Here is a 17,683-nt window from a genome sequence, read left to right as displayed (position 1 = left end):
GGGGTCAAGTTGCGTTTGCAAACATTCGCGAGTGAAACTGGCGCCTCATTTATGTCCGACGAGTGCCTGCCCAACGATTCGTGTCTGCTAACAGAATTCAGTACAGCCCACGATTATAGCGAACGAAAGCACTTAGGGCAATTCATAATTCAATAATTGTCGCCTGAGAGCACGTGCGCCGCCACTTGCGGGACTATTGCCCAAGTATAATCCCGGGCCATGAACCTGCTCCGTACCCTCGCCGCTATTTCCAGCATGACCATGGTGTCCCGCGTCACCGGTCTGCTGCGCGACAGCCTGTTTGCCGCCACCTTCGGCGCCTCGAATTTCACCGACGCCTTCAACATCGCCTTCCGCCTGCCCAACCTGCTGCGGCGGCTGTTCGCGGAAGGCGCGTTCTCGCAGGCTTTCGTGCCGATCCTGACCGAGTACAAGACCAAACACGGGCAGGAAGCCACGAAAACCCTGGTCGACCACGTGGCCACCGTGCTGGTCTGGGCGACGGTGCTGACCAGCATCGTCGGCATCCTCGCCGCGCCGGTGCTGATCCACCTGATCGGCGGCGGCCTGCAGCGCGAACCGGAAGCCTTCGACGCCGCCGTGCTCATGACGCGCATGATGTTCCCCTACATCGCCTGCATGGCCTTCGTGGCCCTGGCCAGCGGCGTGCTCAATACCTGGCGCCACTTCAAGGTCCCGGCCATCACGCCGGTGCTGCTGAACATCTCCTTCATCGTCTCGGCGCTGGTGCTGGCCGATTATTTCGAGCAGCCGATCTATGCGATGGCGGTGGGCGTGTGCCTGGGCGGCCTGGCCCAGGTGGCGATCCAGATCCCTTCGCTGGTGAAGCTCGGCATGCTGCCGCGCCTCTCGCTCAATCCCATGACCGGACTGCGCGACAGCGGCGTCCGCCGCATGCTCGGCAAGATGGGGCCGGCCGTGTTCGCGGTGTCGGCGGCCCAGATCAGCCTCCTGATCAACACCACCATCGCCGCCAGCCTGGCCGCGGGCGCAGTGACGGCCCTGCAGTACGCCGACCGCCTGATGGAATTCCCCACCGCCCTGCTGGGCGTGGCCCTGGGCACCATCTTGCTGCCCAGCCTGGCCAAGGCGAACACCGAAGGCGACACCCAGGAATACTCCTCGCTGCTGGACTGGGGCCTGCGCCTGACCTTCCTGCTGGCCGTGCCGTCCTCGGTCGGCATGGCGACGCTGGCGGTGCCGATGATCGCCACCCTGTTCCACTACGGCGTGTTCACCGCCCAGGACGTGGCCCACTCCTCGCTGCCGCTGATGGCCTACAGCGCCGGCCTGCTCGGCTTCATCCTGGTCAAGACCCTGGCGCCGGCCTTCTATGCGCGCCAGGAAGTGCGCACCCCGGTCAAGATCGCGGTCGGCGTGATGGTGGCGACCCAGCTCCTCAACCTCGTGTTCGTGCCGCTGTTCGGCGTGGCCGGCCTGGCGCTGTCGATCGGCGTGGGCGCCTGCATCAACGCGGCCTTCCTGTACACCGGCCTGCGCCGGCGCCACATCTACGTGCCGCAGCCGGGCTGGGGCAAGTTCTTCCTCAAGCTCCTGGTCGCGGTGAGCGTGATGGGCGCCGTGTCCTGGTTCGGCCAGGCGCAGTTCGACTGGATCGCGCTGCGCGCCACGCCGCTGCTGCGCGCGGGCGCGCTGGCGGGGATCATCGCGGTGGCCGCTTGCGCCTATTTCGCGGTGCTGCTGGCGCTGGGCTTCCGCCCGCGCGACTTCAAGCGCCGCGCCAAGTAGAGACAAGCGCCCCCTAGTGCCCGGAATCCGTGGCCGGGGGCGGCGGCTCCCTGGGGCCGTCCTTGTCCCTGCCCTCGTCCTTGTCTTGTTCCTGGTCGTCGTCGGCAGCCGGCTCCGGCGCTTCCTCGCGCGGCGCCTCGGGCTCCGGCTCGTTGCGCGGGGGCGGGGCCACCTCGCGCATCGGCGCCTGCGCCTCCACCGGTGCGGCGGCCGGCCCGGCCGGCTGCTCCGGCGGCGGCGCCATCGTGATCGGCGGCTCCGCGGAGGCGCCCGGCACGCGGCGCGGCGGCGGGGCGGCGCCCTGCCCGAGCGCCATGAACTTCCAGTCCGCGTGGCGCTCACGGTTCTCGAAATTGGGGAAGCGCTCGTCGAAGCCGGCGAGCTTGAGCGGCTGCGCCTGCGACAGGCTGTACACTCCCAGGATGCGGCCGCCCTGGGCCGCCGACACGATCCCCCACTCCGGCTGGCCGGTAATGGGGTCGACGAACATCTTGCGCAGATGCCGGCGCGGGGTCGGGAAGCGGGTATCGCGCAGCAGCTCCTGCAGCGTCAGGGGCTGGGTCGGCTGGCCGCGCGGGGTGGCGTCGGCATAACTCTTGAGCGCGGCGCTGAACTGGGCGCCGGTCTCCAGCAGTTCGGTTTCCAGCTGGGCGCGCTGCAGCAGCGCGCCGACCTTCAGCGTGGCGGCGCCGACCAGGCCGACGATGAAGACGAGGATGATCAGCCCCAGGTAGGTGAAGCCGGCCTGGCGTCGGGCACGCATGCTACCACTCCGCGTAGGGCTTGCCCTTGCGGCCGTTGCCCGGCGCGCCGCTCTTGATGTTGCCGACCTCGCCCTGTTCCTCTTCCTGCGGCGGCTCCACGATCCAGGTCTCGCGGCTCTCGGTGATCGGGTCCATCGGCAGCTCGCGCAGGTACTTCTTCTCCACCAGCTGCTCGAGCGAATCCGGATAGCGCCCGGTGTCGGCCTTGTACTGGTCGATGATCGCGCGCGTATTGCGCAGGTTCTCCTCGAGGATGGTTTCGCGGGTAGCGTCGATGCTCGGGAAGAAGCGCGGCACCGCCAGCGTCAACAGCAGGGCCACGATGCCCAGCACCACCAGCAGTTCGATCAGGGTGAATGCGCGCAGGCGCGTGAGCTTGGACATCGGGTTCACCACTTGTTGTAGGGGATGCCGTTCAGTCCCGGCTTCTCGGACATGGAATACACGTCGTAGACGTCGTCACCCTCCCTGGGCTCGTCCGGTTCGCTGGCATAGCTGCGCTTGCCCCAGGTCTCGGCATCCGAGGAATCGGGATTGGCATGGAAAGGATCGCGCGGCAACCGGCGCATGAAATAGACCTGCGCCTGCTTCGGACTCTTCTGGTCGCGCACGCCCTCGACCAGCATCTCCAGGCGCGGCGGATAACCGGTGGCGCCCGCAGCCTTGGCCACCCGGCCTTCGTCGCTCGCCTTCTTGTAGGCATCGATGCCGGCGCGGATCTCGCGCAAGGCGCGGCGCAGCTCGGCTTCATCGCGGCGCTGCGCCGTCACCTGGGCCACCGGCACTGCGAGCGTTCCCAGCAGGGCCAGGATCGCCAGCGTGACCAGGAGCTCGATGAGCGTGAAGCCGCGTGTGGACATCAGCGTTGCGTGGCCGGGTTCGCGGGTGGCGGCGGCGCGACCGGGACCACCTGCAGGTTGGTAGCGGGGCTCGATGGCGGCTGGCCGGATTGCGGCGAGCCGGTCTGCGGCGTCACGGGCAGTTGCGACGGAGGTACGGAAATCGGACGCTCCGGCGATCCGACGGCCGGGGCGCCGACCGGCGCCGTGCCCTGCGCCGCGCCTGCCGCACGCGCGGCAGCGGCCGCGGCCGCACTGACCGGCAGTTGTACCGGCGCGCGCGCCGTGCTGTCCGGACGGCGGCGGAAGCTGGCCTCGGTGCCGGCGCCGAACTCGGAGCTGGCCGCCGCCGGACGCTGCACCGTGCGCACCAGGCGCGGGGTGATCGACAGCACGATCTCGGTGCGGTCGCTGGTGTCGCGCGTGCTGCCGAACAGGCGGCCGACGATCGGCAGGTCGCCGATGCCCGGCAGCTTGCTGCCGCTGGAGCGGTCCTCATTGCTGATCAGACCGGCCAGCACCTGGTTCTCGCCGTCCTTGAGCTGCAGGAAGGTTGTCGCCGAGCGGGTGCCGATGCGGTAGGCCACGGTGCCGGAACGGGTGGTGACCGAGTCGCCCAGGGTGCTGACCTCGAGCGAGATGCGGATGCCGACCTCGTTGTTCAGGTAGATGGTCGGCTCCACGTTCAGGGTCAGGCCGACGTCGATGTAGTTCACCGATTCGGAAGCGAAGCCGCCCACGCCCGACGAGATCGTGGTCGAGATGTTCGGGATCTTGTCGCCGATGACGACCTTGGCCTTTTCCTTGTTGCGCACGCGGATGCGCGGATTGGCCAGGATGTTGGAGTCGCCGTCGGTCTTGTTGGCGTTGACGGTGGCGGAGAGGTCGCTGATGACGCCGACGTTGCCGCGGTTCAGGCCGCGCAGCTGGTCGATGCTGACCGGGCCGTCGAGCGAGGCCAAGGGCGCGAAGGACACCGAGCCCGGCCAGGAGATCCCGAGGTCGACCAGGCGGCTGCGCTTGATCTCCAGCACCTCGACTTCCAGCATGACTTCCGGCTCGGGCACGTCCTGCAGCGCCACCAGCTGGGTCGCCACGCGCACCGCTTCCGGGCTGTCGCGCAGGATCACCAGGTTGAGCTTCTCGTCCACCACCACGTCGCGCGACTTGAGGATGGTCTTGAAGGTGTTGGCGATGTTCTTGGCTTCGGCGTTGGCCAGGAAGAAGGTCTTGACCGTCATCTCCTGGTATTCCTTCAGCTTGGCCGCCACGTTCGGGTAGATCAGGATGGTGTTGCCGTCCATGACCTGGCGCTCGAGCTGGTTGGTCATCAGGAGGTAGTAGACCGCCGCCTCGACCGTGCTGTTCTTCAGGAAGATCGAGCTGCGCTGGTCGGCCTTGACGTCCTTGTCGAACACGAAGTTCAGGCCCGCGTGGCGCGAGATGACTTCAAAAATCTGCTTCAGCGGCGCGTCGCGGAACTCCAGGCTGATCGGCTTGCGGAAGGACGCCGCCAGCGCCGCCTCGGCGGCAGGGCTTGCCGCCGCCTTCTCGTCCACGTCCAGCATCAGGAGGCGCGCCGGCTCGTGCGCCGGGCGCTCGGTCAGGATCGCGGCCAGCTTCTGGCGCGCGCCATCGAGTTCCCCCTTCTCAAAAGCGGCGCGCGCCTCCTGCAGCATGGCGGCGTGGCGGCGGTCGGCCTCGACCTGGCGCAGGCCGGCTCTGGCGCGCTCGTTGGCCGGGTCGAAGGCCAGCACCCGGCGGTAATCCTGCAACGCCGCTTCCGTCTGGTTGCTGGCGAGCGCGCTTTCCGCCTGCTTGACCAGGCGGTCGGCCGCCGTGTCGCGCGCGCGCAGGTAGGCGCTGCGGTACTGGGGATTGCCCGGGTCGGCGGCGACCGCCTCCTGGTATTTCGCCAGCCCGGCCGCCACCTGGTCCTGCGCCACCAGCGCATTGCCTTCCTGGTAGGCGCGCTGGCCGGCGCAGCCGCCGATCAGCACGGCCGCCAGCGCCATACCCAGCACACGTGTCTTCGTGGGCGAAACTAAGCGAAGCATCAGTCGAACACTCCAATATTGAGCTGCTGAACCTGGTTCAGCGGCAGGTAGGTCAGGGTCAGCACCGGCGGCTTGATCGCATCGACCCGGTACATGCCGTCGATGACCGTGTTCTCGCGCACGAGATGGGTGCGCTCGCCCCGGGCAAGGTAGATCTCCCAGACGCCGTCCTGCAGCGACTTGCCGATGAAGGTGAAGGGCAGCGGCGGCGCGCTCGGCGGCGGCGGTGGCGGCGCCGGCGCCGGCGGCGGTGGCGGCGGGGTCCAGTCCTGGCGCGCGAACACGCCATTCTCGCCCCCGTTGAAGCGATCGTCGCTGTCGCCGATCAGCACCTCGCGCGGGACCAGGCGCAGGATGGCCACGTTCTTGTCCTTGTCCGAGGCGGCCCGGGTTTCCGTCGCCGCTGCGGCTGCGGGCACCTGCGCCCGCTCGACCGGCTCGGCCACCACGTCCTCGGGCGTGTTGTCGCCGAAGACCGCCAGACAAGCGGCCGCCACCAGGGCCACGGCCATCGCGACATGGCGCGGCTTCATCGCGGCACTCCCGGGGTGGCGGACAGGTAGAGCGTCAGGCGCAGGCGCGCCTCCACGGTCTCGCTGCCGATTGCGTCGCGCCGGAACGCCACGTCGTCGAGCGAGGCGTGCGGCAGCGCGCGCAGCGCGTCGAAGGCGAACTGCCAGATCGCGCCGTAGCGACCTGTCACCGGCAGGGTGATCTGGTAGGCGAGGAAGCGCCCTGCCCGGTCCTGGCTGCTGCGGTACTCGCCCTGGCGCAGGGCCAGGCCGTTCTTCTCGGCCAGGGCGAACAGGGTCTTGAGCTGGCGCTCGACCTTGCCGCGCTCGCCCAGCGAGGCATAGAAATGGGCCAGGTTCTGGTCGGCGCTCGGCGCGGGCGGCGCGATGGCGCCGGGCGCCGGCGGCGGCAGAGCGGCCTGGCGCCGCGCCTCGGCATATTGCTGGTCGAGGTCGACCTGGGCACGCAGCACCAGGAAGAAAGCCACCATGAGCGCCAGCGCCAGCGCGACGGCGCCGGCCACCACCGGATTCATGCGGCGCAGGGCCAGCACCACGCGCAGCCACAAGGAGGACAGGCTCATGTCCTTCATTGGCCGCCCCCGCTTGCACCCCATTGAGCGCTGATCTGGAAACGCAGCGGCCGGTTCGGCTCCTGCTCCGCGATCTCGTGGCGCACCAGGGCGCTCGATGCGAACCAGCCCTGCTCTTCCATCCTGGCCACGTAGGCCAGCATGTCGTCGCTGTTCTTCGCCTCGGCCGTGATGTGCAGGGTGCGGCGCTTGGCGTCCGGCTCCAGCGCCAGCAGGGCGACGTTGCCCGGCGTGGCCGCGCGCACCGCCTCGACCAGGTCGCGCCACGGCAGGTTGAGCTGCATGACGGCGTCGTTGACGGCCTGGGCCTGCGCATCGGACACCGTGAACGTCGGCTGCGCGGCCACCGGCAGCGGGCGCACGGCCTGCGAGCGCGCCGCGATGGCAGCCTGCAATGCTTCCAGCCCTTCGCGTTCTTCCTGGTACTGGCGCACCTCCGATACCAGCACGAAGCACAGTATGGCGATGGGGGAGAGGAAAGCGGCGAAACGCGGCGGTATGCGGAACAGGGCGCGCCGCAGGCTGCGCGGTGCGAAATCGATATTGGTGCGCTTCATGATGCGATCCCGGTGCGCGCCAGGCGCACGTGCAGCGGCCAGTCGGCGCTGTCGTCTTCCAGCAGGGTGCAGGCGAACTTCAGGCGGCCCGCCGAGCTGGCCCAGCCTGCCGGGGCGGCGCCGCACAGTTGCAGGCGTTCCGGCCTCCCCACCCCGACCCGCAGGGCTTCGCGCGCGACGTGGGCTTCCAGCCAGTCGCGGTCGGCGCCTTGCGGGATCACGGCGGTGCGCACCGCCGCCAGGGAACTGCCCTCAAAGGCGGCGATGGACAGCACGCCGCTATGCACCAGCCCGAACCAGGCGCCAGGGCGGCGCTGGCGGCGCCAGGCGTTCATGGCAGCCACGAACTGCGGCGCCACCTCGACCAGGTGGAAGCGGTGTTCGCGCGCGAGCAGCTCCAGCAGGGCCAGCAGTGCTTCGGGCGCGGCGGCGGCCAGGAAAGGACGGGCCGCATCCCAGTCGGCGCTGATGCGCCACTCGAGCGGCGGCGCGCCGAACAGGTGCTGGTGGCGCAGGGCGCAAGCGGCCTGCAGGTCGGACAGGCGCGTCGCGCCCGGCGGCGGCGACACCTGCCACAGGCGCACCAGGTCGTCGGCCAGCACCACGGTCAGCGGCCAGCCGCGCGGATCGCATTCATCCAGCAGCGCACGCAGGCCCTTGCCCAGCGCATCCGGGGCGCCGGCTTCGACCGCCTGCAAGGCCATCACCTCGGCACCCGCGCGCGGCCAGCCGCCCACGCGCAGCAGCGCCAGGCCGTCGGCGGCCACCCCCAGGCGCAGGGACTGTCCGAACTTCCTACGCATGGAGGGTCACCCGCTTGATCTCGTCGATGGTGGTGGCGCCGCGCTTGACCAGGTCGAGTGCGGCCAGGCGCAGGCTGCGGGTGCCGTTGGCGTGGGCCGCGGCCTTGATGCGTCGGATCGGCTGCTTGTCGACGATCAGCTCGCGGATCTCGTCGTTCAGGGTCAGGATCTCGGCGATCGAACGGCGCCCGCGGTAGCCGGTGCCGCGGCAGTCGCCGCAGCCCTTGCCGCGCATGAAGACGTAATCCTGGGCGTCCTCGCGCGCCAGGTGCACCGAGGCGAGCTCGGCCTCGTCGGGTTCGTAGCGCGCCGCGCAGTGCGGGCAGTTCATGCGGATCAGGCGCTGGGCCCAGATGCCGTTCAGGGCCGACACGAAGGCGTAAGGATCGATGCCCATGTGGGTAAAACGGCCGAACACGTCGAACACATTGTTGGCGTGGACGGTCGTGAGCACCAGGTGGCCGGTCAGCGCCGACTGCACCGCGATCTCGGCGGTCTCGCGGTCGCGGATCTCGCCGACCATGATCTTGTCCGGGTCGTGGCGCAGGATCGAGCGCAGGCCCTTGGCAAAAGTCAGGCCTTTCTTTTCGTTGACCGGAATCTGCAGGATGCCCGGCAACTGGTACTCGACCGGGTCTTCGATGGTGATGATCTTTTCGCGGCCGTTGTGGATCTCGGTGAGCGCCGCGTACAGGGTCGTGGTCTTGCCGGAGCCGGTCGGCCCGGTCACCAGCAGCATGCCGTAGGCTTCCTGGGCCAGCGTGCGCAGGGTGGCCAGCGAGGGCGCGTCGAAGCCCAGGGCTTCGAGCGTGAGCGCGCCATAGGACTCGATCATGGCGCGCTTGTCGAGGATACGGATCACCGCGTCCTCCCCGTGGATGCTGGGCATGATCGACACGCGCAGGTCGATGTCGCGTCCGCCGGATTCGACCCGGAAGCTGCCGTCCTGCGGGATGCGGCGTTCGGCGATGTCGAGTTCGGCCAGCACCTTCAGGCGCGAGATGATGTGCTCGGCCAGCTCGATGCCGCCCACCGTGGCCGCATGGTCGAGCACCCCGTCCACACGGTACTTCACCGCCAGCCCCCCGGCCGTGCTCTCGAGGTGGATGTCGGAGGCGCCGGCTTTCAAGGCGTCGTACAGGGTCGAATTGACCAGCTTGACAGCCGGGCTGCCGCTTCCCGATACCGAGGCAAACGAGAGCACCTCGTTGGCCTTGCCGTCGCGCCGCCCTTCCCCGTCGGCGCCCACCAGGCTGTCCACCGCGCGCGCCGATTCCTCCTGCTTGGACAGGTAGGCCTGGATGTCGGACTGCAGCGCCAGGCACAGGTCGAGCGGGTGCCTGGCGGTGGCGCGCGCCTGCGCGCCCAGCCAGGTCTGCAGGTCGAGGTCGAAGGGATCGGACAATACGCCGGTCAGCCGGCCGGACGCATCGCGCAGCAGCACGCAGTGGCGCGACATGGCGCCGGCCAGCGGCAGCAGGTCGAATGCGGGAGCCTGCGCCAGCATGGCGGCGGTTTCCATCACCGGCAGGCCGAACGGGGCCGCCAGCTCGCGGATGATCCGGCGCGGCTCCAGGCCGCTCAGGCCTTCGAGTTCGGCCACCAGGCCGCGGCGCGACTGCAGTGCCAGTGCCCGGGCGCGCGCCAGCAGCGTCGGATCGAGGGGGGCCTGGGTCACGGCATCGTCTTTCATCCCATGTCTCCGGCCAGGTCGAAGATCGGCATGTAGAGCAGCACCACGATGGCGCCTACCACCAGGCCGATGGCCGCCATCAGCAACGGCTCGAACGTGCGGGTGAAGCGGTCGATCCAGCGCGTGATCTCGCCGTCATAGAAGGCGGCCGACTGGGTCAGCATCGGCCCCATGTCGCCGGTGCGCTCGCCCACGCGCAGCATGCGCAGCGAGATCGGCGTGGTCAGCCCGTTGGCTTCGAAGGCAGTCGACAGCGGCTGTCCCGATTCGACCGCGACGCGCGCATGCAGCAGGCCCTTGCGCACGGTGCCGGACACCATCGGCTGCACGGTCTCGATGGCGCCGACGATGGTGATGCCGCCTTCGGTGAGCATGCCGAGCGTCAGGTACAGGCGCGACAGTTCATAGATGCGGGCACGCTCGCCGATGCCCGGGAGGCGCACCAGCAGGCGGTTGATGCCGCCGCTGCGCAGCAAATGGCGGCCCCCGGCCACCGCGCCGACGATGGCCAGCAGTGCGGCCACCCCGATGGCGCCGCCGTGCTTCGATGCGAACTGGCCCCAGTCGAGCAGCAGCTGCGACATCCAGGGCAGCGAGCGCCCCGCGCCCTGGTAGACCTCGGCGAACTTCGGCACCACGTAACCGATCAGGAAGGCGCTCACGCCGCCGCCCACCAGCAGCAGGATCACGGGATAGATCGAGGCGCTGACGATCTTGCTGCGCACGGTATCGATGCGCTGCTGGTAGTCGATGTAGCGCGACAGTGCGCGCGGCAGGTCGCTGGTGCCCTCGGCGGCGCGCACGATGCCGACATACAGCGGCGGGAACAGGTCGGGCTGGGCAGCCAGCACGCTGGAGAAGCGCTTGCCTTCGCGCAGTCCTCCCAGCAGGCGTTCGAGCACGCTGCGCGCGCCCGGGCTGGCCTCCTTCTCGAGCAGTGCTTCCAGGCCTTCGACGATGCCCAGGCCCGCGTTGAGCAGGGCCAGCAGTTCCTGGCTGAACAGGACGATGGACAGCTTGCCGCCCTGCTTGCGTCCCCTGCCGGAGAACAGCGCAGCGTGCGCCGGCTCGACCGCGCTGACGAACAAGCCGCGCGCCTCGACCTGGCGGCGGGCATCGAGCGCGTCGGCGGCATCCACGACGACGCTGGAGATCGACATGTCGGGCGCAAGGGTACGAACGGCAAACTGCATGAAGGCTGCCCTGCTGGTACTGGAACGAGAGACCGAAGACTGGCGTTACTGCGAGGAGATGTCGGCGTTGTCTCCGGTGCCGCCCGGCTGGCCGTCCTTGCCGAGCGAAAGGATCTCGTAGTCGGCCTTGCTGCCCGGCGAACGGTACTGGTAGGCACGGCCCCACGGGTCCTGCGGCACGCCCTTCTTCAGGTAGGGGCCGTTCCACTTCGCGCCCGCGCTCGGCGGCGCCACCATCAGCGCGTTCAGGCCCTCTTCGGTGCTGGGATAGCGGCCGACGTCAAGGCGATAGGTGTCGAGCGACTTGTCGAAGGCGTCGATCTGGGCCTTGGCCACCGTGACTTCGGACTTGCCGAGCTGCGAGAAATACTTGGGGCCGACATAAGCGGCAAGCAGGCCGATGATGACGATCACCACCAGGAGTTCGAGCAGCGTGAAACCATGGGCGCGCCGGCCCTTGATCTGGAAATCTTTCATTGCTGCATACATCTGACTGACTCCTCGATTGCCCCATCAATAAGACCTTGCGCGCCGATCGCACCGTGCGGGGCCGGTGCTGCGTACTTGCCGCCTGCGTGTCACGACGCGCTGCGCCGAGCAGGCTACCACGGGCCCATCAGTTGAGACAACTTTTCTTTCATGACCGTCAAGCCTGACGTCAAACAGGGCAGTGACATGGAAAAAGCTCTGCCATAAAACAAAAAAGCGCGCCAGTGATGCACGCAAGGGCTGTCGCAATTTTCTTACATGTTCGCAATCTATTTCACATCCAACTTTATTAGGAGAAACAGAATTTACTTCTGAAAGATTGCCTAACTAAAAAATTTTCCACGTTAAAATTTTTTACTTTTTTGTTGTTTCCATTGATATATTTCATGACAACCCGCAACGGAAAATGTGGGCAATGTATGTTCAATTAGCAACAAGCCAGCAACAACGGCACAGCATTACGGCATTACCACATAACCCTAACGATAAAGGTAACTCGACTGATGAAACGCGATATCCGATCCACCGCGCCCTCCCTCCCCGTCGCCCTGAAAAAACTGCTGTGCGCATCCGCCATCGGTGCACTCGGCGCATTTGCTCCCGCGCACGCCGGCGTGATCACGTTCGAGGACGTGCAGAACATCGTGTCGGACCAGCTGAATGCGGGCGACACGGCCTACAACACGGGCGACGCCTTCATGAGCGACAACTACCGCCTGGAGGTCAGCAACAGCGCCACTGCGGAGCCTGACGAATGGGGTGGGGTTGGCGCGCTAATTGATTCGGAAAACGTTTTCGCCTGCCTGATCACGTCCTGCCCGGTCGGCGCCGACGGCAATTATTACGCCGGCCTCAACGATGGGCGGCTGAGCATCTTCAACACCACCGGCACGCAGACCTTCAGGTTCGAGGGCCTGGACTTCGGCTTTGTCGGCCCGATCGGCGGCCTGCCCAACTTCAGCTATGGCCGGCTGATCCTGAGCGGCACCATCGCCGCAGGCGGTTCGATCGTCGCCGGCGCCGATTTTTCCGGCCAGAACACCGCCGGCCGTTTCGTTTTCGACCGCTTCGACGTCGATGCCGCCTTCCGCTCGGCGGTGCTGAGCAGCCTGACCATCAGCGCCTGCCTGTTCGACGGCAACGGCGACTGCATCAGCGAGCGCGCCTTCACCCAGAACCAGGCCCAGTTCGGCATCGACAACGTGCGCCTGGCCGACGTTCCGGAACCGGGTTCGATCGCCCTGCTGCTGCTCGGCATGGCCGGCCTGACCGCCACCTCGCGCCGCCGCGCCAAATAAACCGCGCCCCCGACATAGAACAAGGAACAAGAATGAAACTGCGTCCAGTATCCCTCGCCGTCCTCGCACTGCTGTCGAGCGTGGCAATGCAGGCGTCCGCCGATGAGGTGCGCCGCTCCTATATCGTCCAGCTGGCCGACAAGCCGGTCGCCACCTACACCGGCGACATCGCGGGCCTGCCGGCCACCAAGCCGGCCGCCGGCCAGCAGCTCAATGTCAACGCCGGCGACGTCCAGGCCTACATCAGCTACCTCGACCAGAAGCAGAACACCGTGCTGGCGAACGTCAACCAGGCCAACGTCACCCACAAGTACAACGTGGTCTTCAACGGCTTTGCGGCACTGATGACCGACGACGAAGTCCGGGCCCTGAAGCGCGACCCGGCCGTCGCCGCCATCACCGCCGACGAAGAGCGTACCCTCGACACCAACTTCACCCCGACCTTCCTGGGCCTGGACAAGGCGCAAGGCCTGTGGAACCAGCAGCAGGGCGGCGTGGGCAAGGCCGGCGACGGCGTCGTCATCGGCATCGTCGACGGCGGCATCTGGCCGGAGCATCCTTCGTTCGCCGATCGCGTCGACGCCAACGGCAACCCGACCTTCGACGCTTCCGGGGAACTGGCCTTCGGTGCGCCCCCGAGCAGCTGGAAAGGCATCTGCCAGACCGGCGAAGGCTTCAGTGCATCGAACTGCAACAACAAGCTGATCGGCGCACGCTACTTCAACACCACCTTCAAGCAGAGCGGCCGGGTCCAGCACTGGTCCGACTTCACCTCGCCGCGCGACTCGGTGGACGGCCCGTCCGGCCACGGCGGCCACGGCACCCACACCGCCACCACCGCCGGAGGCAACCACGGCGCCCCGGTCACGCTGAACGGCGTGCCGATGGGCCGCGCCAGCGGCATGGCCCCGGCCGCACGCATCGCGGCGTACAAGGTCTGCTGGACCTTCATCGACCCCACCAACCCGGACGGCAGCGGCACCCGCAACTCCTGCTACAACTCGGACAGCGTCGCGGCGATCGACCAGGCCGTCAAGGATGGCGTCAACGTCATCAACTTCTCGATCAGCGGCTCGCAGACCAGCGTCACCGACCCGGTCGAACTGGCCTTCTTCGGCGCCTCCAATGCCAACGTGTTCGTCGCCGCGTCGGCCGGCAACAGCGGTCCAAACAACGCCGTGGCCCACCTGAGCCCATGGGTGACCACGGTCGCCGCCTCGACCCACAACCGCCTGAACGGCGCCACCGCCACCACCGGCGCCAACATCAAGTACGTGGGCGCGTCGCTCAACACGACCGCGCTGCCGGCCACCCCGGCGATCTCGGCGCGCGATGCCGGCGTGGTGCCGTATGCCAGCCTGAGCACGCTCGACAAGGAGGCGCGCCGCCTGTGCTACACGGCGGCCGACCGCGTCAGCTTCGGTGGCGGCGCTGCGGCAGCGCTCGACGCCAGCCTGGTGGCGGGCAAGGTCGTCCTGTGCGAACGCGGCAACAGCGCGCGCGTCGACAAGAGCCGCGCCGTGGCAGAGGCCGGCGGCGCCGGCATGGTGCTGATCGATACCGCCAATGCCCTCGTCTCGGAAGTGCACGCCGTGCCGACGGTCCACATCAGCCTGGCCGACGGCACCGCACTGCGCAGCTACGTGCAGGGCAACAGCGGCGCCACCGTCGCGATCTCGGCCTGGAGCCCGCAGGTCGGCAGCACCCCGGCGCCGGTCATGGCCAGCTTCTCGTCGCGCGGCCCGAACCAGGGTTACACCAGCATCCTCAAGCCGGACCTGACCGCGCCGGGCGTCGACGTGATCGCCGGCGTCACCCCGGTCAAGACCCAGTCCGAACGCGACGCGATCGCCAACGGCAGCGAAGTGCCGAACGTCGCCTGGGCGTCCTACCAGGGCACCTCGATGTCGAGCCCGCACGTGGCCGGCCTGGCGGCGCTGCTCAAGCAGCTGCACCCGGACTGGTCGCCGGCGGCCATCAAGTCGGCGCTGATGACCACCGCCGCCGCGACCTTCCCCGACGGCCGCACCGGCGCATCCGCCGGCCAGCTGCCATGGGGCCAGGGCGCCGGCCACGTGGTGCCGAACATGGCCACCGATCCGGGCCTGGTGTACGACTCGGGCGTGACCGACCATGTGCGTTTCGGCTGCGGCATCGGCGGCATGTTCACCGCTGCCACCTGCAGCGCGTTCGGCAGCATCCCGGCCTACAACCTGAACCTGCCGTCGCTGACCGCGGGCAGCGTGCTGGGCAAGATCACGCTGACCCGTACCGTCACCAACGTGTCGGACAAGTCCTCGACCTACAACGCCACCGCATCGCTGCCGGGCTTCACCGTGTCGGTGGTGCCGGCATCGCTGACGCTGGCGCCAGGCGCCAAGGGTACGTTCAGCGTCAATCTGACCCGCACCACCGCGGCAATGAACGCATACAGCTTCGGCGCGCTGGAATGGCGTGACGGGGTCCACGTGGTGCGCAGCCCGCTGACCGCCCGTCCGCAAGCCTTCACCAACCCTGCACTGCTGCACAGCGAACAGGTGACCGGCAACCAGGTCTTCACCATCGGCAGCGGCTTCACCGGCAAGCTGACCTCGCTCAAGGGCGGTTTGAAGCCGGCGACCCTGGCGGAGCAGTCGGTCGGCCGCACCCTGGCGGCAGACGGCGGCGTGGCCGAGTGCAAGGCCGGCGGCTCGGCAGGCGTGACGGCAACCAGCGTCACCATCCCGGCCGGCACCATGGTGGCCCGCTTCTCGCTGCGCGACATCGACACCAGCGGCTTCAAGGCCGGCGGCGCGGATGACCTCGACCTGATCGTCTTCAACTCGGCGGACACCCAGGTCGGCTACAGCGGCACCGCCACCTCGAACGAGATGGTGACGCTGATGGCGCCGGCGGCCGGCACCTACCGTGTCTGCGTGGCAGGCTACGCACCACGCGGCGGCAGCGCCACCTACACCCTGGCATCGTGGGTGGTCGGCAGCGCCGACATCGGCGGCAACCTGAAGGTCACCCTGCCAAGCAGCGTGTTCGTGGGCGGCACCTCGTCGGCAGTGGCAAGCTGGTCCGACCTGACACCGGGCACCCGCTACCTCGGCGCGATTCGCTACCTGGACGGCAGCACCACGCTCGGCACCTCGCTGCTGGAAGTGGATGCGACCAATCCGGTCCCGACCCCGGCCCCGGCCGCCAAGCAGGTCAGGGAGGAAGGCTCGGCACTGGTCGCCGCAGCCGACTGAGTTGGCAAGGGCCGGCTCCCGGCCGGCCCGCGCAAATGAAAACACCCTGCAAGTTTCGGCGTGCAGGGTGTTTTTTCATGTCGGGTCGCCGTATCCGCGCCTAGCGCGCCAGCGCCTCTCCGGTGCCCAGCTGGCAGCGCCCCGCCTGGCAGACCGCGCCCGGATCGGGCATGAACTGGCAAGTGGACATCATTCCGGATGCCTTGTTGGCTGCCCTGCGCTCGGCCTGGTAACGCTCGGCCAGGCTACGCAACTGGGCTTCGGATCCCTTCGCGATCGAATACGCCAGGTAGGCCTCCGGCCCGCCACAGGCACGCGCGCCGAGTGGGAGCGTACGGCACTGGGCGCTGTCGCTGCAGGCGGCGTCGCCGGCCAGTGCGCGCAGGCTGCCGAGGGTATCCGACGGGGCCGTGGCCGATGGTGCGTTCGAGGAAGGCGCCCGTTGACGCGGCGGGTCCTGGGCCTGGGTGGTGCAGGCGGCGCAGCCGAGCAGGAAGACAAGGATGAGTTTTCGCATGGCTCCATCTTCCCTTCTTGCCAACATGTGGTCAAGCGAATCCCGTATGCATGGCTGGGCTTGCCAGGACGACAGCAAAACCGCGGTGACATCGTTGTACGGTCACACTTGACTGTTGCCGTAGGACATCAATTTCCTTGAAGAATTTTTTATTTCATTAAAAACAGATACGCGAACTGCGCTCAACGGCCACCAACTTCGCGCATTTTTATTTCTAAATCTTAATATTTTCTGTTCGATAACGAAAATAATTGAGCACTGGAAAAATTTACTCACTACAATAGACCACGTTACAGACGAGTTCGCTCAACAGCACGATCATGAACATCTCCTTCCGTACTTTCGCCGCCATTGCCCTGACCACCCTCCTGACCGCTTGCGGCGCAGGCCAGCAGGAGACCCAGGCTCCGATGACGCTCGGCTCGGCAGTCCAGAGCGACCTGGGTGTCGCCGCAACCGCCACCGCGGCAGCCTCCTCCGCTGCCGTGTCGACCGGCCCGGCCGTCGCCGCCGCCGCCGGCCCGAACAACCCGGCCCCGGACTGCGCCGCCGAAGGCTGCACCAGCCTGCGCATCATCGACGGCAATGCCGAAGCCTACCGTATCGATGCGATGCGCCGCGCGGCGGCAGAACAGTCCTGACTGGCGGCGCCGGTCAGGCGCCCCGGTTCTCCATAAAAAAACACACCAGCCGCAAACGGCGTGGTGTGTTTTTTTTATGGCGGCCATGGCCGCCCATCATCGCTCAGCGCACTGAACGGCGGCGTAGCGTCAAGCCAAGCAGGGCCAGTCCGGTCAGCATCAGCAGGCCGTCGGAAGGTTCCGGCACGTCCGCCACCGGCCCCGCGCCGACAGCGGCGAATTCCGGATCGGCAAAAGGTTCCAGCATGCCCAGGCCCGGGGCCAGTTCGAAGCGGACGACGCCGTAATCCTGGCCGATGGCGCCGTTGTCGTCGAACAGGCCGACCGTCAGCATGCTGCCGTCCATGCCGGTGGCGGCGCTGTGGTCGTCGCTGAACAGGATGTCATAGCCGAACGCGCCGCCAAGGAGCAGGTCCAGTTTGAGGTAGCTGCCCAGGTCAGGCAGGTTGGCCAGGGTGAAACTGCCGTCCGGATTGAACACCACCTGGTCGGCCTCGTTGACTCCGCCAAACATCCCCGTGAGATTCGAGATCGTCGCCGTTACCGGGCTGGCCCCAGGGAACGAATTGAACTGCAGGTCGAGGTAGGCGGCGCCCGAGCGTCCGCTGGTCTCGACATCCACATGGAAGCTGACCGGCCCGGCCAGCGCCACCAGCGAACTGCTTGCCAAGGCGAGGGCCAGGGCTGCCTGGCGCAACAAGGTCTTTACATTGAACATGGA

General features: G+C 67.7%; 17 protein-coding genes. 4 read left to right on the top strand and 13 right to left on the bottom strand.

Annotation, left to right across the window (positions count from 1 at the left end; translation table 11 throughout):
- Nucleotides 1-219: 219 nt before the first annotated feature.
- Nucleotides 220-1,770: a murein biosynthesis integral membrane protein MurJ gene (gene murJ / locus FG94_RS22325; protein ID WP_036216295.1), complete on the top strand. Its 1,551-nt coding sequence runs from the start codon at nt 220-222 to the stop codon at nt 1,768-1,770.
- A gap of 13 nt (nt 1,771-1,783) precedes the next feature.
- On the opposite strand, the gene FG94_RS22320 is transcribed toward murJ, so the two are convergent.
- The 11 genes from FG94_RS22320 to gspG are packed head-to-tail and all read right to left on the bottom strand — an operon-like array spanning nt 1,784 to nt 11,258.
- The gene (locus FG94_RS22320) at nt 1,784-2,533 is read right to left on the bottom strand and encodes a type II secretion system protein (RefSeq protein WP_200880017.1); all 750 of its coding nucleotides are present in this window, start codon (nt 2,531-2,533) and stop codon (nt 1,784-1,786) included.
- Nucleotide 2,534: 1 nt separating this feature from the next.
- Nucleotides 2,535-2,918 carry a type II secretion system protein gene (locus FG94_RS22315; RefSeq protein WP_036216580.1) on the bottom strand — a complete coding sequence of 128 codons (384 nt, stop codon included), beginning with the start codon at nt 2,916-2,918 and terminating at the stop codon, nt 2,535-2,537.
- 5 nt (nt 2,919-2,923) lie between these two features.
- The gene (locus FG94_RS22310; protein WP_036216292.1) at nt 2,924-3,394 is read right to left on the bottom strand and encodes a type II secretion system protein; all 471 of its coding nucleotides are present in this window, start codon (nt 3,392-3,394) and stop codon (nt 2,924-2,926) included.
- Nucleotides 3,394-5,388, bottom strand: a complete 1,995-nt coding sequence (locus tag FG94_RS22305) for a secretin N-terminal domain-containing protein (RefSeq protein WP_229446043.1) — start codon at nt 5,386-5,388, stop codon at nt 3,394-3,396. The genes FG94_RS22310 and FG94_RS22305 overlap by 1 nt, the downstream gene beginning before the upstream one ends.
- A 41-nt stretch (nt 5,389-5,429) precedes the next feature.
- Nucleotides 5,430-5,963 carry a hypothetical protein gene (locus FG94_RS22300; protein WP_036216288.1) on the bottom strand — a complete coding sequence of 178 codons (534 nt, stop codon included), beginning with the start codon at nt 5,961-5,963 and terminating at the stop codon, nt 5,430-5,432.
- A complete protein-coding gene (locus FG94_RS22295) occupies nt 5,960-6,526 on the bottom strand; it encodes a hypothetical protein (protein WP_051997023.1) in 567 nt (188 codons plus the stop codon). The genes FG94_RS22300 and FG94_RS22295 overlap by 4 nt, the downstream gene beginning before the upstream one ends.
- A gap of 5 nt (nt 6,527-6,531) precedes the next feature.
- Nucleotides 6,532-7,092 carry a PilN domain-containing protein gene (locus FG94_RS22290; protein ID WP_036216283.1) on the bottom strand — a complete coding sequence of 187 codons (561 nt, stop codon included), beginning with the start codon at nt 7,090-7,092 and terminating at the stop codon, nt 6,532-6,534.
- Nucleotides 7,089-7,895 (bottom strand): hypothetical protein, encoded by an 807-nt coding sequence (locus tag FG94_RS22285; RefSeq protein WP_036216280.1) that lies wholly within the window; start codon nt 7,893-7,895, stop codon nt 7,089-7,091. The genes FG94_RS22290 and FG94_RS22285 overlap by 4 nt, the downstream gene beginning before the upstream one ends.
- Nucleotides 7,888-9,588, bottom strand: coding sequence for a GspE/PulE family protein (locus tag FG94_RS22280; RefSeq protein WP_036216279.1), 1,701 nt, complete (start codon nt 9,586-9,588; stop codon nt 7,888-7,890). The genes FG94_RS22285 and FG94_RS22280 overlap by 8 nt, the downstream gene beginning before the upstream one ends.
- On the bottom strand, nt 9,585-10,781 hold the full coding sequence (locus tag FG94_RS22275) for a type II secretion system F family protein (protein ID WP_036216278.1): 1,197 nt from the start codon (nt 10,779-10,781) through the stop codon (nt 9,585-9,587). Before FG94_RS22275 ends, FG94_RS22280 begins: the two co-directional genes overlap by 4 nt.
- Nucleotides 10,782-10,826: 45 nt before the next feature.
- Nucleotides 10,827-11,258 (bottom strand): type II secretion system major pseudopilin GspG, encoded by a 432-nt coding sequence (gene gspG / locus FG94_RS22270; RefSeq protein WP_229446034.1) that lies wholly within the window; start codon nt 11,256-11,258, stop codon nt 10,827-10,829.
- A 515-nt stretch (nt 11,259-11,773) separates the two neighbouring features.
- Here gspG and FG94_RS22265 point away from each other — a divergent pair.
- Together FG94_RS22265 and FG94_RS22260 are read left to right on the top strand one after the other, a co-directional pair.
- Complete coding sequence (locus FG94_RS22265; protein ID WP_036216273.1) at nt 11,774-12,568, top strand: NF038120 family PEP-CTERM protein; 795 nt, start codon at nt 11,774-11,776, stop codon at nt 12,566-12,568.
- Between the two features lie 32 nt (nt 12,569-12,600).
- The gene (locus tag FG94_RS22260; RefSeq protein ID WP_036216271.1) at nt 12,601-15,804 is read left to right on the top strand and encodes a S8 family serine peptidase; all 3,204 of its coding nucleotides are present in this window, start codon (nt 12,601-12,603) and stop codon (nt 15,802-15,804) included.
- A gap of 100 nt (nt 15,805-15,904) precedes the next feature.
- On the opposite strand, the gene FG94_RS22255 is transcribed toward FG94_RS22260, so the two are convergent.
- On the bottom strand, nt 15,905-16,321 hold the full coding sequence (locus FG94_RS22255) for a hypothetical protein (protein ID WP_036216269.1): 417 nt from the start codon (nt 16,319-16,321) through the stop codon (nt 15,905-15,907).
- A gap of 320 nt (nt 16,322-16,641) precedes the next feature.
- On the opposite strand from FG94_RS22255, the gene FG94_RS22250 reads away from it, so the two are divergent.
- Complete coding sequence (locus FG94_RS22250; protein WP_036216267.1) at nt 16,642-16,962, top strand: hypothetical protein; 321 nt, start codon at nt 16,642-16,644, stop codon at nt 16,960-16,962.
- Nucleotides 16,963-17,065: 103 nt separating this feature from the next.
- Here FG94_RS22250 and FG94_RS22245 read toward each other — a convergent pair whose 3' ends face one another.
- Nucleotides 17,066-17,680, bottom strand: a complete 615-nt coding sequence (locus FG94_RS22245; RefSeq protein WP_036216264.1) for an NF038129 family PEP-CTERM protein — start codon at nt 17,678-17,680, stop codon at nt 17,066-17,068.
- Between the last annotated feature and the right edge of the window lie 3 nt (nt 17,681-17,683).

The sequence above is a fragment of the Massilia sp. LC238 genome, from assembly GCF_000735635.1.
Taxonomy (GTDB): domain Bacteria; phylum Pseudomonadota; class Gammaproteobacteria; order Burkholderiales; family Burkholderiaceae_D; genus Telluria; species Telluria varians.
Note: the sequence above shows the minus strand (reverse complement) of the source record. Positions and strands in the feature narration are given on the sequence as shown.